Genomic DNA, 14,983 nt, shown 5'->3' with positions numbered 1-14,983 from the left:
CTATGCCCTAACCCCCATGCCCTTACCCCTATGCAAAAAAAAATCGTTGTCCTCTCCGGCGCCGGCATTAGTGCCGAGAGCGGAATCCCCACGTTTCGAGCGTCGGATGGGTTGTGGGAAAACCACCGGATCGAGGACGTTGCCACCCCTGAAGCCTGGGAACGGAACCCGGCGCTGGTGCAGGATTTTTATAACCAGCGCCGGAAACAGGCCCTGAGCGTTCAGCCCAACGCCGGACACCTGGCCCTGGTGCAGCTGGAAACGAAATATGACGTGACGGTAATCACCCAGAACGTCGATAACCTGCACGAGAAAGCGGGTTCTTCGAAGGTCGTTCACCTGCACGGCGAGTTGTTTAAATCCCGGAGCACGAAAGACCCAAACCTGATCTATGACATTGACGGCTGGGAACTGAAACTGGGCGACCGTTGCGAAAAAGGTTCGCAGCTACGGCCGCACATTGTCTGGTTTGGCGAAGCCGTACCGATGATGGATATTGCTCTGGAGATTACCCACGAAGCGGACATTTTTATTGTGGTCGGTACGTCCCTGAACGTCTATCCGGCGGCCGGGCTGGTGTATGCCGTCCGCGATGGCATACCGATCTACGTGGTCGATCCGAACATACCGACCATGCAGAAGCGGCCTAACGTGACATTCATCGCCGAACCCGCTACCGTCGGTCTGACGCAGTTAACCGAAAAGCTGCTGACAGCGGATAAGTAAGTTTAGTGGGCACAACGGAGTAACCTTCACCATTCATTAGCTCACGTGGATCAGCCCTTTTAATGGGTGTATTCTTTTTCGGTAGTGAGGGGAGATTTCTGTATCAAATACGGGAAATCTCCCCTCACTGTATTTAGGCATTTAGCTTTCCTTTGGCAATTGATCGCCCTCTAAGTCAGGGGGCTAAGAGCAAGTGATCGGTATTTCTCCAGGCTAATACAAACCGCGGATCGGTTCACTTGCTTACAGCTAACTATCCATGCCACTCGTCATGAGTAAAACAGGATTCATCGTTGCCCTTTTTATTACGTTAAACGCACAGGCGCAAACGCCCGTACAGCTGACAACGGGTTTAAATGACGTCAGTAACATAACCAACGTAAACGGTATCGGCTATTTCAAAGGGCTTGACGCGGCCCACGGCAGTGAGCTCTGGGTAAGCAATGGCACTCCCGATGGCACCTACATCCAGGATATCCGACCAGGCACCGCCAGCTCCGACCCACAATGGCTAACGAAGGCAAGCCTTATCAGCACCCTCTTCTTTACCGCCAACGACGGGTCGCATGGTGTAGAACTCTGGGCCAGTACACCTGCCGTTACCTACATGGTCAAAGACATCAACCCGGGTGCCGGAAGCTCCACTCCCAACTCCCTAGCCTACGTCAACGGTGTCCTGTATTTTGCCGCCAGCGATGGCGAGCACGGGTCTGAACTCTGGCGAAGCGACGGAACGACAAACGGGACCTACATGATCATGGATATCTTTCCGGGCTACCGACCCAGCAGTAATGTTAAAAATACCTCGTCACCCTATGGTTTTGCCGCCCTGGACGGTACGCTCGATCCGGCGATGGTTGGGATTGTGCTGTTTGCCGCAACGGATGCCGAACATGGGAATGAACTCTGGCGAACGGATGGCACGGAAAACGGAACGTTCCTGGTGAAGGATATCCGGCCTGGGGTAACGGGCTCCGGACCACAATCGTCGCTCAACGGGCAGCCACTCTGTAGTGCAGGCGGGGCAGTTTATTTTACTGCCTACGATGGTGAGCATGGTAATGAACTCTTCCATAGTGACGGAACGGCCGGCGGTACTTACATGGTCCGGGATATCTACCCAATCAATAACGTTCACATCGGCTATTTGACTAACGTAAACGGTACGGTCTTCTTTAGTGCCAATGACAATGTGCACGGACAGGAACTGTGGAAGACCGACGGAACCGGCATTGGCACTCAGATGGTGATGGACATTCGGCCAGGTTCGGCGAGCTCTTCACCATTCGGGATAACTGAATTGAATAGATTTGCCTGTTTTGTGGCCAACGATGGCGTGCACGGCAACGAGATCTGGAGGAGCAACGGCTACGATACCGGCACCGCGCTGATCAAAGACCTTGACTCAGATGGCAGCGGTTTCTATGCGGGGTTCGGGAAGGTTAATGGGGTGCTTTATTTTACGGGATGGACAGGTTCCAAAGGATTTGAACTCTGGAAAACAGACGGAACAACGAATGGTACGGTATTGGTAGCCGATGTCGACCCAGCTGGAAATTCGACCCCCGTCAAATTTACCAGTGGTACCAGCTCGCTTTATTTTGCAGCTAACCCCAATAGTGCATCATATCCCCAACTGTATATTGCAGCTCCCGATATTTCCCCTACGCTCTACGCCCGCCCGTCGACGGTACGGGGTAATGGAACGCTGGGCGTAGTCACGGTCCTGTCCGAACTTAACTCGATGGCAACAACCGGGACGCTCACCGTTAAAGTCACCAAAGATCCGCGGGTGACACTGGGATTCAATCCGAATTTAACGAGCGTAAATGGGCAACCTGTCAATAATAGCCTGTGGAATTTTGATGCCACGTCCAGCCGAAATTATTACACGCTGACCACGACACGATCCGTTGCGGCAGGCGACATAGTTTCCTTTGGATTAACAGGTGTACTCAACCCGGGGGCCACGGTCGGGGTTCTGACCATCAGTTCGGTAATCATGGGGAATAACGAAATCGAAGCCCAGTTCGATAATAACGTCAGTTCTAACCGGATTGATTATTTTCCGCAATAAGACCCGTTGTCTCAACTATCGTCAGCTTGGTTTTGCCCAGGCTACTCCAGGCTCCCCAACCTGTACGGATCATAAATTTATCTCCATTCGTAACGGTCTGGCTTGCCTGGCGTTAAGTGATCAGTAGTCTGTCTTCCAGTGTAACTTTGGTTTATCATACCAACGCTGATCGAAGACTATTCTGCTTTATGCTCGCCCAATCGTCTACCCCCGCCCCGATAAACGCCACACCGTATGCGCATAAAATCCGGATAGTGACCGCGGCTTCGCTGTTCGACGGGCACGATGCGGCCATCAACCTGATGCGTCGGCTTATGCAGGCGTCGGGAGCCGAGGTTATTCACCTGGGGCACAACCGGTCGGTGGCCGAAATCGTCGATTGTGCCATCCAGGAAGACGTTCAGGGGGTTGCCGTGACGAGCTATCAGGGGGGCCATCTGGAGTTTTTCAAATACATGCACGACCTGCTCCAGGAACGCGGTGCGGGTCATATCCGCATTTTCGGGGGTGGTGGGGGCACAATCTTACCGTCGGAAATCGCCGAACTCCAGGCGTACGGAATCGCGCGCATCTACTCGCCCGACGATGGGCGAACGATGGGCTTACAGGGCATGATCAACGATCTACTACGCCAGTGCGATTTCGATCTGCCCCCGACGGGCACACCGAGCAGTCTTTCGGTCCAGACCCCTGAGCACATTGCCCGGCTCATTTCCACGGCCGAAAATCATCCCGACCAGTTCGAGCGCCCGCGTCTTCAGACGCTCAACCCTTCGACAAGCGTGCTTGGTATTACCGGGCCAGGTGGTGCCGGAAAATCGTCGCTGGTCGATGAACTGGTGCTACGGTTTCTACGAACTTTTCCGGATAAAACCCTGGCGATTTTATCGGTCGACCCGTCGAAACGGAAAACAGGCGGGGCACTGCTGGGCGACCGTATCCGGATGAATGCGATTCATTCGCCCCGGGTGTACATGCGTTCGCTCGCCACGCGGCAGTCGAACCTGGCCCTGAGCCGCTCGGTGCAGGACGCGATCGATGTCTGCAAAGCGGCTCAGTTCGACCTGATCATTGTCGAAACGTCGGGCATTGGGCAGTCCGATACGGCCATCACCGAACACGCAGACAAAACTCTTTACGTGATGACGGCGGAATACGGCGCGGCTTCCCAACTCGAAAAAATCGACATGCTCGACTTCGCCGATCTAATTGCCATCAACAAGTTCGACAAACGCGGCTCGCTCGATGCGCTCCGGGACGTTCGGAAACAATACCGGCGCAACCACAACCTGTGGGATGTTCCGGACGAGGCCCTCCCGATCGTCGGTACGATTGCCGCTCAGTTCAACGACGCGGGCATGAACACGCTGTTTGAACGGGTGGCGGAGGGGTTGGGGCAGAGGGCAGGGGGTGGCGCGGGGAGCAGAGATGGCAGGGGGAGTAAGGAAAGCACGGAGCTGGGAGGGCAGGGAACCGGTGCTCAATCCCGCCCCACCCATTCAATCCCTGCCACCCCAGCTCCCCCTGCCATCCCTGCCATTACCCCCGCCCCTATCCCCCCTGACCGAATCCGCTATCTGGCGGAAATTGTCGAAGAAAGTCGGCGGTACGATACGTTCGTGCAGGATCAGACCACACTCGCCCGGCAGCTTTACCAGCTCGACGGGTCGCTGAAACTCGTGGCCGACGATGCGGTGAAGGAATTCTTAAAAGCGCTATATGACAATCTGGAAACGCGTTTAACGGCCGATTGTCGGGCTTTGCTGCAGCAGTGGCCGGAAACCCAGCAGCGATATAGGGCCGAAAACTACGAGTTTAGGGTTCGGAACAAGGTCATTCGACAGCCGCTGTATTCGGAAACGATTTCGCACCTAAAAATCCCGAAAGTCAGCTTACCGAAATACCACGACTGGGGCGACATCCTGCGCTGGTTACTAACCGAAAACGTACCGGGTGCGTTTCCATACACCGCCGGTGTCTTTCCGCTCAAGCGGGAAGGCGAAGACCCTACCCGCATGTTTGCCGGCGAAGGTGGCCCCGAACGGACGAACCGCCGGTTTCATTATGTATCGAAAGGATTGCCCGCCAAACGCCTGTCGACCGCCTTCGATTCAGTAACGCTATACGGCGAAGACCCGGCCATGCGACCGGATATTTTCGGTAAAATCGGCAATTCGGGCGTCAGCATCTGCACCCTCGACGATGCCAAGAAACTGTACTCTGGCTTCGACCTCTACGACCCCGCCACCTCCGTATCCATGACGATCAACGGCCCAGCGCCTATGCTCCTGGGCTTTTTCCTGAATGCCGCCATCGACCAGCAGTGTGAAAAGTGGCTGCGAACAGAGGGGGGAGGGCATGGGGCAGAGCGTGTTAAGAATCTTCTCCCTTTCCCCCATACCCTCTCCCCTATGCCCCCCGCCCCTTCCTACCAAGGGCCGCTTCCGGAAGGGAACGATGGGCTGGGATTGCTGCTGTTGGGGACTACTGGGGATAAAGTGCTGCCCCCGGACGTATATGCGCAGATCAAAGCCGATACGCTCCGGCGCGTGCGGGGAACGGTACAGGCCGACATTCTGAAGGAAGATCAGGCGCAGAACACCTGCATTTTCTCGACCGAGTTTGCACTTGGCATGATGGGCGATATCCAGCAGTATTTCATTGACCATCAGGTTCAGAATTTCTATTCGGTTTCGATTTCGGGTTACCACATTGCCGAAGCCGGTGCCAACCCCATTTCACAGTTGGCGTTTACCCTGTCGAATGGGTTTACCTTCGTGGAATACTACCTCAGCCGGGGTATGCACGTCGATGAATTTGCGCCGAACCTGTCGTTCTTCTTTTCGAACGGCATGGACCCGGAATATACCGTGCTGGGGCGGGTGGCCCGGCGCATCTGGGCGAAAGCCATGCGCAACAAGTACAAGGCCAACGAACGCTCGCAAAAGCTCAAGTACCACATCCAGACCTCGGGGCGAAGCCTGCACGCTCAGGAGATTGCGTTCAACGACATCCGCACGACTCTACAGGCGCTACTGGCTATTTACGACAACTGCAACTCCCTGCATACCAACGCCTACGACGAAGCGATTACGACCCCCACCGAAGAATCGGTTCGGCGAGCGATGGCCATTCAATTGATCATCAACCGGGAGTTTGGGCTGACAAAAACTGAGAATCCGCTGCAGGGTTCATTTGTGGTCGAAGAGTTGACGGAGCTGGTGGAAGAAGCGGTTTACCAGGAATTTCTGGCCATCAACGAACGCGGGGGGGTTCTGGGGGCTATGGAACGGATGTACCAGCGCGGCCGGATTCAGGATGAGTCGATGTATTACGAAACCCTGAAACACAACGGCGATCTGCCCATCGTGGGTGTCAATACCTTCCTTGATCCAGCGGGTTCTCCTACCCTCGTTCCTGCCGAAGTCATTCGGTCGAGCGACACGGAAAAACGCTACGCAGTAGACTCGTGTCAGGCTTTTCAGGCGCGCCATCGGGATGAAGCTACCAGGGCGCTGGATCATCTGCAAACCACCGCGCTCACGGGCGGGAATCTATTCGAGAGCCTGATGGAAGCTACTAAAGTGTGCTCGCTGGGTCAGCTTTCACAAGCGCTCTATGCCGTCGGTGGTCGATACCGACGCAACATGTAGCTGGTAAAGCCGTCGTTTACATCGTCAATCAGGCGTTTTACAGACTGAATCCTGCCGTTCGTATAAAACGGGTCGGCCGCAACGGCCGATTCCGCTAAGTTTACCGATCTGCTGACCGAACCGACCATGACGTCCTTCATCGACACGTTGTTAGCGCGGGCTAACCTGCCCATCACCCGTCGACAGTTCTGGCGCTATGCCCTTGTGTTCTGGTCGACGCTGGCGGTGGTTTCCTACATCCAGCACACGCTGACGTGGTTACTGACCAATCCGGGGAAAATGTACCTCTACGAGTCGCTCCAGTGGCTCGTTACGTACCTGATGTGGCTGGGTTTGTCGCCGTTCATCATCTACACCACCCAGCGGTTTCCCATTCCCCTCACGGAGCGAAACGGGTCGTGGGGCCGAACCATCCTCGGGCATGTGCTGGTGTCGTCGCTGTTTGGCTTGCTGGTAGCCGTTGTATCGTTCGTCTTTGTTAAACCGCTATACGCGTACGAAACCGGTCATGTCATAAACCCTCTGAATATTCTGGTCTGGTTTCTGTACACGTATTCCCTGACGGTGATCACCTACCTGCTGGTGGTGGTCGGGTATTACATCTGGGTGCATGTCCATCAATATCAGGCTCTGAAAGAGCAGAACCTGAAATACGAGCTGAACAACGAACAACTCAAAACCCAGCTCGCCAACGCGCAGCTTCAGTCGCTGAAAATGCAGTTGAACCCGCATTTTCTGTTCAATACGCACCACGCGATTGTCAGCCTGATGCTTCAGAACGACAACCGCAAAGCCATCGACATGGTGACCGCCCTAAGCGATCTGTTGCGCGGGGTGCTGGCCAAACAGGACACCAACTTTCTGACCCTGCGCGACGAGCTAACCCTTACCCAGCAGTACCTGGCCATCCAGCAGATTCGGTTTCAGGACCGGCTGCGCATCGAATACGACATCGACCCGACCACCGAAACCTGTCTGGTGCCGCAGCTGCTGCTTCAGCCACTGGTCGAAAACGCCGTTACCCACGGCGTTTCGGGGCTGACGACGGACGCCCTCATCCGGATCAGCACCCGTAAACGGGCCGACACTATTCAGATTACCGTCTATGACAACGGGATCGGCCAGCGCCGAAAAAGCCGGGGCGGCAGCGGGCTGGGGCTGAGCAACACCCGGTTGCGTTTACGTCAGGCCTACGGAGAAGCCGCCCAGTTCGATTTCGACCAGCCGGCGGGTGGTACCACCCTCGTTCAACTGACTTTTCCGGGGCAACCCAGCCTGTTAACTCCTTCGCAGCATGACAACCTATCGCTCGCTCATCATTGACGATGAAGTGCTGGCCCGCGGGGTCATCCGTACGTTTCTGCAGGCCGTTCCGGCACTCAGCGTCGTCGACGAAGCCGCCCATGGCACAGAAGCCGTCATCAAAATCCTGCAACACCGGCCCGATCTGATCTTTCTGGATATCCAGATGCCGGAACTCGACGGCTTCGAGGTGCTGAAAGAAATCTGGCCGCACCACCAGCCATTTGTGGTATTCACCACGGCCTACGACCAGTACGCGCTGCGAGCTTTTGAAGTCAACGCCATCGATTACCTGCTGAAGCCATTCAATGAAGTGCGGTTCCATCAGGCACTGGGGCGTGTGCAGGAGCGTTTGGCGCAGCGAGCGCAGCCGCGCATGGAAGCGCTGGTCAATCAACTGATGGCCGAACAGGCAGCCCAGCCCAGTGGCTCATACCTTCAGCGAATTCTGGTGAAAGAAACGGGGCGCATGTACCTCGTCAAAACAGCCGATATCAGCTACCTCGATGCCGACGGCAACTACATTACGCTGCACACCGATCAGCAGCGCCACACGATTTACGAAAGCCTGACCAGTCTGGAAACCCGGCTCGACCCCGCGGATTTTGTCCGGATTAACCGCTCCTACATCGTCAATCTGAACTACATTGCCGAAGTCGAAACGTATTTCAATGGCGAATACCTGGTTAAGTTAAAAACAGGTCAGCAGCTGAAGTGGACCCGCAACTACCGCGACAACCTCAAAGCGTTTTACGCAAAGTCGGCCTGAAGCAGGCCCCCGGGCGGGCGAAGAACAAATAAACGAAACCCGCTTATCAGCCGCCTTTACCAGGGTTGTAGAGCGCATACTTATCAATAGCCAGCTGGATGATCGGTTCGGATACGTTATAATAAGTGCCGACCACATGAACGGTGATGACCCAGTATTTCCGGCTGCACTGTCCTTTATTACCAGGCTTTGGCTCTTTTAGCCCGAGGGCGTGTTTTACGTTGGATACGACGCTGGAGGCCAGCTCCTTACCTTGATGTTGGAAAAGCAAGATTATGCTACAGTGGTGATGTAGTCATGTACGACAGCCAGCCCATTTCAGATTTACCGGCCTCACTGCCCCTCGCCAGCCGGGAAGATCCGCTCACATGCGGAAATGCCTCGTTTATCCATCCGTTCGGTCGCTTTGAATAATGCGACCTGCTGTTGGCAGGCCTATTCCGTTGTTTTGGGTAAAATTTTTCACTCACGATCCAGGCTGTCTTCTTATGTCTGCTAAAAAAATTCTGTTCGCGACCCTGCCCATGGATGGTCATCTAAAACCCCTAACGGCCCTGGCCGTTCATCTGCGGAATCAGGGTTACGACGTACGCTGGTACAGCGGGCCGAGCTACTCGGTAACGGTGCAGAAGCTGTCTATACCGTACTATAGCTTCCGGCAGGCCCGCGAAATCAACCAGTTTAATCTGGATCAGGAACTACCCGAACGCACCTCCATCAAGGGCACTATCGAGCGGTTGCGGTTCGACATGAACCACATCTTCCTGTCCCGGATTCCGGAATTTATGGCCGACCTGAAAGCGATCCGCCGGGAGTTTCCGTTCGACCTGGTCATCTGCGATGTGCTGTTCATGGCCTCTCCGTTTATCAAAGCTATGTTTAACGTACCGGTCATTGCGGCTGGCATCGCTCCCCTGGGCGAAAGCGATCGGAGCCTGCCACCAGCGGGTATGGGTCTGGAACCTTCGGCCAGCTTCTGGGGGCGTCGAAAACAGGATTTTATGCGGTTCATCACCACCCATTTTCTGTTTAAACCATGTACCGACCAGTTCAACACCTATTTGCGGCAGTATGGCCTGGAACCCACCGATAAACTCTTTTTCGATACCCTGGTTCGGCGGGTGGATGTTTATTGGCAGAGTGGCGTACCGGGCTTCGAATACCCGCGCAACAGCCTCAGTCCCACGATTCAGTTTGTGGGACCACTGCTCCCCTATCGCTCCGGAAAATCGCGCCCGTTTCGGCCGAAAGCAGCCCTGCAACGCTACCGACGTATCGTGCTGGTCACCCAGGGAACCGTGGAGCGTGATCCCAAAAAATTGCTGATGCCGACGCTGGAAGCGTTCAAACTGGCAACGGATACCTTCGTTATCGTCACGACCGGTGGCTCCTCCACGGAGGCTCTGCGTATGCGCTTCCCGCAACCGCATTTTCTGATCGACGATTTCATTGATTTTCAGACTGTCATGCCGCTGGCGAGTGTTTTTGTGACCAATGCGGGCTACGGGGGCGTATTGCTGGCAGCTCGCCATGGACTACCGATGGTGGCTGCCGGCGTACACGAAGGCAAAAGCGAAATTGCCGCCCGAATCAACTATTTCAAGCTCGGAATCAGCCTGAAAACCGAAACGCCCACGGCAAATCAGATTAGGGAAAGCGTCGAACAGGTCCTGAACGATCCATCGTACCGGCGAAACGTAAAGCAGCTCAGCGACGAGTTTTCACATTATGACACCAACCGACTCTGCCAGGAGTCGATCGACAAACTGCTGGCCACCATCCCGCTTTCCGCACCGCATTTTTCAGAGACATGACCTTAAAAATTGCTCAATTCATTCAAACCGTGCTTTTCTGCATCCTTGCCGGGCAGGCTTTCTTTTACCTGATCGGTGGCACGGCGGGCCTGAAAAACGTATCGGCCAGCACCTTCATCGAGCAGCGGAAAGCCATCGACCTGGTCATTGGCCCGTACCTGAAGGTTATTTACTTCGGCAGTATTCTTACCGGCCTCATGGTCCTGGTTCTTATACGGCAACAGGCGCCATCCAGGCTGTTCGTTCTTTCCACCGTTGCGCTGGTGCTGATCATTGTCGATCTGGTCATCGCCGTCAGGGGCAATATTCCGTTGAACAATCAGATCCAGACCTGGTCGCCCACGCATTACCCGGCCAATTGGTCGGAGGTGCGCAATCAATGGCTTGGGTATATGCAATGGCGACAGGTGTGCAGCATTTCGGGTCTTTTTTGCCTGTTGCTGGGGTTATTTGGGCAGCTATGAGCCCGGAAGGTTAAATTCCGTCAGCGATTTAATCGTTTGTGGGTTCTACACAATCCAGAAATTACCTTAAGCATGATAGGAATCATTCGGGAAGACGCAACAATCCGTTAACCCCAAGTTGGCTGGCAGCAACGTAAGTCGTCGATTCAAAGCGATAGCCTACCTACCAGCCGGGTCATTTCTTCTGGAAAGTGCGCGTTGGCAAACGAAACGACATTGGCCCGGGTTACCCTGTTATTATGGCTAAATCCTCGCTTGCTTCGTTGCTGGCCCGCGTGGGGCTCGACTGGTTCATTCTTGCGCTCCTGGCTATGGTGGGGCTGGCCAAACTCTGGCCCGATCCGGGAATCCAGGAAGGTGCGTTGTCGTTATCCTCGCTGGCCAATTACGGTGTTTCCCTGATCTTTTTCTTTTACGGTCTGAAGCTCAATTTCGGTCAGTTACGTGAAGGCCTGCGCAACTATCGGTTGCACCTGGTTATCCACCTAACGACCTTCGTGGTGTTTCCGGGCGTGGTGCTGGCGGCCCGATCGCTGCTTCAAACTCCGGACACGGCAACGCTCTGGCTCGGCATTTTTTATGTAGCAGCTCTGCCTTCCACGGTTTCCTCGTCGGTAGTGATGGTCTCCATTGCGGAGGGAAACCTGCCAGCGGCCATCTTCAACGCCAGCATTTCCAGCCTGATCGGCGTGTTTATCACCCCTGTCTGGATGAGTTTTGTGCTGACGGCCACCAACGGGCAGTACGACCTGGCAGGAGTTATTGGCAAATTAACCCTTCAGGTCATTTTACCGGTCGTGCTGGGACTTATCCTGAATCGGCGGCTGGGCTGGGTGGCGACCCAGTACAAATCGGAGCTGCGCTATTTCGATCAGGCGACCATCCTGCTCATTGTGTATACTGCTTTCTGCGAATCGTTTGCGCGGCATTCGTTCGAGAGCCTTTCGCTAACGGATCTGATCTGGCTGGCTGCGCTCATGCTGGGTCTTTTTTTCCTGATTTTCGGCTTCATCACCGTACTGGGCCGCCTGCTCAAATTTAACCGGGAAGACCGCATCACAGCCCTGTTCTGTGGCTCCAAGAAATCGCTGGTACAGGGCAGCGTTATGGCGAACGTGTTATTTCCGGCTACCATCGCGGGGGTAGCCCTGCTCCCGATCATGATTTATCACGCGCTGCAACTGATCGTAGCCAGCATCATTGCGCAGTCGATGGCGGTTCGAAATCGGGAAACCAAACCGGCCATTCAGCAAGGGTAAGGCCCGACTCGGCAAGCATTTCGGGGCATTCAGCCAGTATGCCCTACACCCGGATTAAACGCAGCGGGGCGATTTGCTTCTAAGATTCAGTTACGCACAATAAAACAACTGAATCATGAAAACGATCATCGCAACCGCTCTTACCTTCTTTAGCTTAGCTACCACGGTTTCATTCGCCCAGGGCGTTTATTCGAAACCCTTCGACAATCGTCCTCCGCAATATGGCTCCCGCTATGACCGCGACCAGTTCCAGGACGACCTAAAAATCGACCGCATCGACGCCCTGGTGGGTCTGTCGCGCCGTCAGGAAAAGCAGTTACACAAAATCGAAGATAATTACGATCACCTGTTTCAAACCTCCCGCCTGACGCCCGATGGCCTGCGCCAGCTTCAGCTCCGCAAACGGCAGGATATGCTGGCTGTATTAACTTCGGCGCAACGCGATCGGTTGTTTACCACGCAGCAGCCTAACCGCTTCAACGGCCCTTACGGTCGCCGAGGCTAGTACTGATATCGCGGAGTTCAGTCCGCCAGTCAGTTAGAAAAAGCGGACTGAACTCCGCGGTACATCATCCCCAATCCGGTATGTTAAATTATCGGGTTGGGGATGGTCTTTTTCGGGCTAGTCGGTAGCTTTGACCTCGATTAGCCGCCTTATTACCTGTGTCGACGCTTCAGCCTTCCTCTGTGCCTATCCTTTCCGAGTTGAACCGCCAGGCCTTTGGCCCTGATTTTGTCTGGGGAACGGCCACCGCAGCGTACCAGATTGAAGGAGCGGTCGATCGCGACGGGCGGACGCCCTGCGTATGGGATACATTCGGCCGGCAGAAAGGTAAGATCAAAACCGGCGAAACGGCCGACGTTGCCTGCGAATTCTACGACCGCTATGAGTCGGACCTGAGGCTTCATAAAGAACTCGGTTTTACTGCTTTTCGCTTTTCGCTTTCCTGGTCGCGCATTTTGCCCGACGGCATCGGGCCTGGCCAGGGCGGGCGCATCAACGAACTGGGCCTGCGTTTTTACAACCAGTTGATCGACCACTGCCTGGCGCTGGGCATTACTCCCTGGATCACCCTTTACCATTGGGATTTGCCCCAGGCGCTCGAGAACCTGGGTGGCTGGCCGAACCGGAAATGTGTCGACTGGTTTGCGGAGTATGTGGATGTCTGCACCAAAGCCTTTGGGCATAAAGTCAAGCACTGGATCATCCTGAACGAACCCCTGGCGTTTTCGATACTGGGGTATTTTACGGGGCAGCACGCGCCCGGCCGCCGGAGCCTGCGGAATCTGCTGCCCGTCATTCATCATACCACTCTGGCCCAGGCTGAAGGCGGGCGCATCGTCCGGCAGAACGTACCGCAGGCGCAGGTCGGCACGACCTTTTCCTGTTCGCCCATCGATCCATTCACTTCCCGCGACCAGGCCGCTGCCCGGCGGGTCGATGCGCTGATGAACCGGCTCTTCATCGAGCCAGCGCTGGGTATGGGCTATCCTACGCAGGAATTGTCCTTTCTGAGCGGCATTGCCAAACGAGTCGCCAAACCCGGCGACATGGAACGGCTGGCGTTCGACTTCGATTTCATTGGTCTGCAGCATTATTTCCGGGCGGTGGTCGAGCAGTCGTATCTGATGCCCTATATCTGGGCCAAAGATGTGTCTCCGCTTCGGCGCAACGTGCCAACACTGACCGAAATGGGCTGGGAGGTGTATCCAGAAAGCATGTACCGGATCATTCGACAATTCAGTCAGTACGACGGCATCCGGAAGTTGTACATCACCGAAAGCGGGGCCGCTTTTTATGATTCGGTTGTGCAGGGAGTGGTCAACGATACCGCCCGGGTCGAGTACCACCAGAATTACATTCGGCAAGTGCTGCGGGCAAAACAGGAAGGCCTTCCGGTCGAGGGCTATTTTGCCTGGACGTTCCTCGACAATTTCGAGTGGGCGGAAGGGTATCGCCCCCGCTTCGGGCTTGTCTATGTCGATTTCCGAACCCAAAAGCGGATTATTAAGGCGTCGGGGCGCTGGTTTCAGCAGTTGCTGAATGGGTAAGGGCGTAGGGATGAGGGCAAAGGGGCAAGGATTGCAGGGAAAAGTTATGTTGTGGGGAAGGATGGCAGGGAGCGGGGGTGGCAGAGAAAGACCATTAGGGCCGTTTACCAAGCCGATAGGTCAGGGATGCGCGCCAGAACTGGGAATAGATTTTTGCATCGTCGCTGAAGCGGGTACCCGCGTAGTTCGACAGCCCGTGGGAGTACCCAATGCTCAGCCCAAACGCCCGGCAATACCCCGTCAGGTTCAGACGCGGACGAATGTCTACGTCGGGCATGGGCCATCGCGAATTGGTTTCCATACGAACCAATGGTTGATCCAGGACGAGGCTGCCCCAAACCCGGCTGTTAAGTCCGATAGCGGCATCGAGCCCGACTGTGGCATCTACACAAAAGTCATCGGAACCGAACCGCCTGCCAATGAATGGGTTGACGTTGATAAAATCCGTTTTGAGAACGGCGCGGCCATTGGCCGGAATCGGGCCAAAATCGCCCATGAGCGCGGTTATTGCCACGCGGCTGCTTAGTCTTTCATATCCCAGTTGCCCCCCGTAAATCAACCCCTGTTTCGTGAGTTGCTGGACTTGGCCGTTCACACCATAACTAAACCTACTCGCCCGGCCATACGGATTCGACACGTAGGCATCCATGAGATTAAGCTTAGTCTCACTGGCCGCATAGTTCCCCCGGTACGAAAACAGCCCGGTACCGACCCGCACCGAAAACTCGGTGTGTTGACCATAGCCAGCCATGATTCCAGCGAAAAACATGATTACGCATAAACAGATTTTCATGTTCGTTTCGGGTTGGGGTAAGGGGTAAGGGCTGCGGGCGTGGGGTAGCAGAAAAACCAGGTACCCCACGCCCG

Annotated in this window: 12 protein-coding genes; 10 read left to right on the top strand and 2 right to left on the bottom strand. The window is 55.2% G+C overall.

Annotated elements, in window-relative coordinates:
- Positions 1-30: 30 nt before the first annotated feature.
- The 5 genes from ACYVC2_RS25515 to ACYVC2_RS25495 all read left to right on the top strand — a co-directional run bounded on the left by ACYVC2_RS25515 (position 31) and on the right by ACYVC2_RS25495 (position 8,527).
- Positions 31-726, top strand: a complete 696-nt coding sequence (locus ACYVC2_RS25515) for an SIR2 family NAD-dependent protein deacylase (RefSeq protein ID WP_461107245.1) — start codon at positions 31-33, stop codon at positions 724-726.
- Positions 727-997: 271 nt separating this feature from the next.
- On the top strand, positions 998-2,803 hold the full coding sequence (locus ACYVC2_RS25510; RefSeq protein ID WP_461107123.1) for an ELWxxDGT repeat protein: 1,806 nt from the start codon (positions 998-1,000) through the stop codon (positions 2,801-2,803).
- Positions 2,804-2,991: 188 nt separating this feature from the next.
- Positions 2,992-6,456, top strand: coding sequence for a methylmalonyl-CoA mutase family protein (locus ACYVC2_RS25505; RefSeq protein ID WP_461107121.1), 3,465 nt, complete (start codon positions 2,992-2,994; stop codon positions 6,454-6,456).
- A 126-nt stretch (positions 6,457-6,582) separates the two neighbouring features.
- Positions 6,583-7,779: a sensor histidine kinase gene (locus ACYVC2_RS25500; RefSeq protein WP_461107119.1), complete on the top strand. Its 1,197-nt coding sequence runs from the start codon at positions 6,583-6,585 to the stop codon at positions 7,777-7,779.
- Complete coding sequence (locus ACYVC2_RS25495; RefSeq protein ID WP_461107117.1) at positions 7,751-8,527, top strand: LytR/AlgR family response regulator transcription factor; 777 nt, start codon at positions 7,751-7,753, stop codon at positions 8,525-8,527. The genes ACYVC2_RS25500 and ACYVC2_RS25495 overlap by 29 nt, the downstream gene beginning before the upstream one ends.
- Positions 8,528-8,573: 46 nt before the next feature.
- On the opposite strand, the gene ACYVC2_RS25490 is transcribed toward ACYVC2_RS25495, so the two are convergent.
- Positions 8,574-8,798, bottom strand: a complete 225-nt coding sequence (locus tag ACYVC2_RS25490; RefSeq protein ID WP_461107115.1) for a hypothetical protein — start codon at positions 8,796-8,798, stop codon at positions 8,574-8,576.
- Positions 8,799-9,015: 217 nt separating this feature from the next.
- On the opposite strand from ACYVC2_RS25490, the gene ACYVC2_RS25485 reads away from it, so the two are divergent.
- The 5 genes from ACYVC2_RS25485 to ACYVC2_RS25465 all read left to right on the top strand — a co-directional run bounded on the left by ACYVC2_RS25485 (position 9,016) and on the right by ACYVC2_RS25465 (position 14,116).
- Positions 9,016-10,341 (top strand): glycosyltransferase, encoded by a 1,326-nt coding sequence (locus ACYVC2_RS25485; protein WP_461107113.1) that lies wholly within the window; start codon positions 9,016-9,018, stop codon positions 10,339-10,341.
- On the top strand, positions 10,338-10,805 hold the full coding sequence (locus tag ACYVC2_RS25480; protein WP_461107111.1) for an anthrone oxygenase family protein: 468 nt from the start codon (positions 10,338-10,340) through the stop codon (positions 10,803-10,805). The genes ACYVC2_RS25485 and ACYVC2_RS25480 overlap by 4 nt, the downstream gene beginning before the upstream one ends.
- A 239-nt stretch (positions 10,806-11,044) precedes the next feature.
- Entirely contained in the window at positions 11,045-12,064 is a 1,020-nt protein-coding gene (locus ACYVC2_RS25475) for a bile acid:sodium symporter family protein (protein ID WP_461107109.1), read from the top strand.
- A 115-nt stretch (positions 12,065-12,179) separates the two neighbouring features.
- Positions 12,180-12,569 (top strand): hypothetical protein, encoded by a 390-nt coding sequence (locus tag ACYVC2_RS25470; protein WP_461107107.1) that lies wholly within the window; start codon positions 12,180-12,182, stop codon positions 12,567-12,569.
- 182 nt (positions 12,570-12,751) lie between these two features.
- Positions 12,752-14,116, top strand: a complete 1,365-nt coding sequence (locus tag ACYVC2_RS25465) for a GH1 family beta-glucosidase (RefSeq protein WP_461107105.1) — start codon at positions 12,752-12,754, stop codon at positions 14,114-14,116.
- Positions 14,117-14,210: 94 nt separating this feature from the next.
- On the opposite strand, the gene ACYVC2_RS25460 is transcribed toward ACYVC2_RS25465, so the two are convergent.
- Positions 14,211-14,909, bottom strand: coding sequence for a hypothetical protein (locus tag ACYVC2_RS25460; RefSeq protein ID WP_461107103.1), 699 nt, complete (start codon positions 14,907-14,909; stop codon positions 14,211-14,213).
- Between the last annotated feature and the right edge of the window lie 74 nt (positions 14,910-14,983).

It is taken from the genome of Spirosoma koreense, from assembly GCF_054777875.1.
This window is presented reverse-complemented; position numbering and strand designations above follow the sequence as displayed.

Bases quoted from the DNA above. Each gene is read 5' to 3' on its own strand.
- ACYVC2_RS25470 (WP_461107107.1), top strand. From the start codon at position 12,180: ATGAAAACGATCATCGCAACCGCTCTTACCTTCTTTAGCTTAGCTACC.
- ACYVC2_RS25480 (WP_461107111.1), top strand. From the start codon at position 10,338: ATGACCTTAAAAATTGCTCAATTCATTCAAACCGTGCTTTTCTGCATC.
- ACYVC2_RS25515 (WP_461107245.1), top strand. From the start codon at position 31: ATGCAAAAAAAAATCGTTGTCCTCTCCGGCGCCGGCATTAGTGCCGAG.
- ACYVC2_RS25485 (WP_461107113.1), top strand. From the start codon at position 9,016: ATGTCTGCTAAAAAAATTCTGTTCGCGACCCTGCCCATGGATGGTCAT.
- ACYVC2_RS25500 (WP_461107119.1), top strand. From the start codon at position 6,583: ATGACGTCCTTCATCGACACGTTGTTAGCGCGGGCTAACCTGCCCATC.
- ACYVC2_RS25495 (WP_461107117.1), top strand. From the start codon at position 7,751: ATGACAACCTATCGCTCGCTCATCATTGACGATGAAGTGCTGGCCCGC.
- ACYVC2_RS25475 (WP_461107109.1), top strand. From the start codon at position 11,045: ATGGCTAAATCCTCGCTTGCTTCGTTGCTGGCCCGCGTGGGGCTCGAC.
- ACYVC2_RS25505 (WP_461107121.1), top strand. From the start codon at position 2,992: ATGCTCGCCCAATCGTCTACCCCCGCCCCGATAAACGCCACACCGTAT.
- ACYVC2_RS25460 (WP_461107103.1), bottom strand. From the start codon at position 14,909: ATGAAAATCTGTTTATGCGTAATCATGTTTTTCGCTGGAATCATGGCT.
- ACYVC2_RS25510 (WP_461107123.1), top strand. From the start codon at position 998: ATGAGTAAAACAGGATTCATCGTTGCCCTTTTTATTACGTTAAACGCA.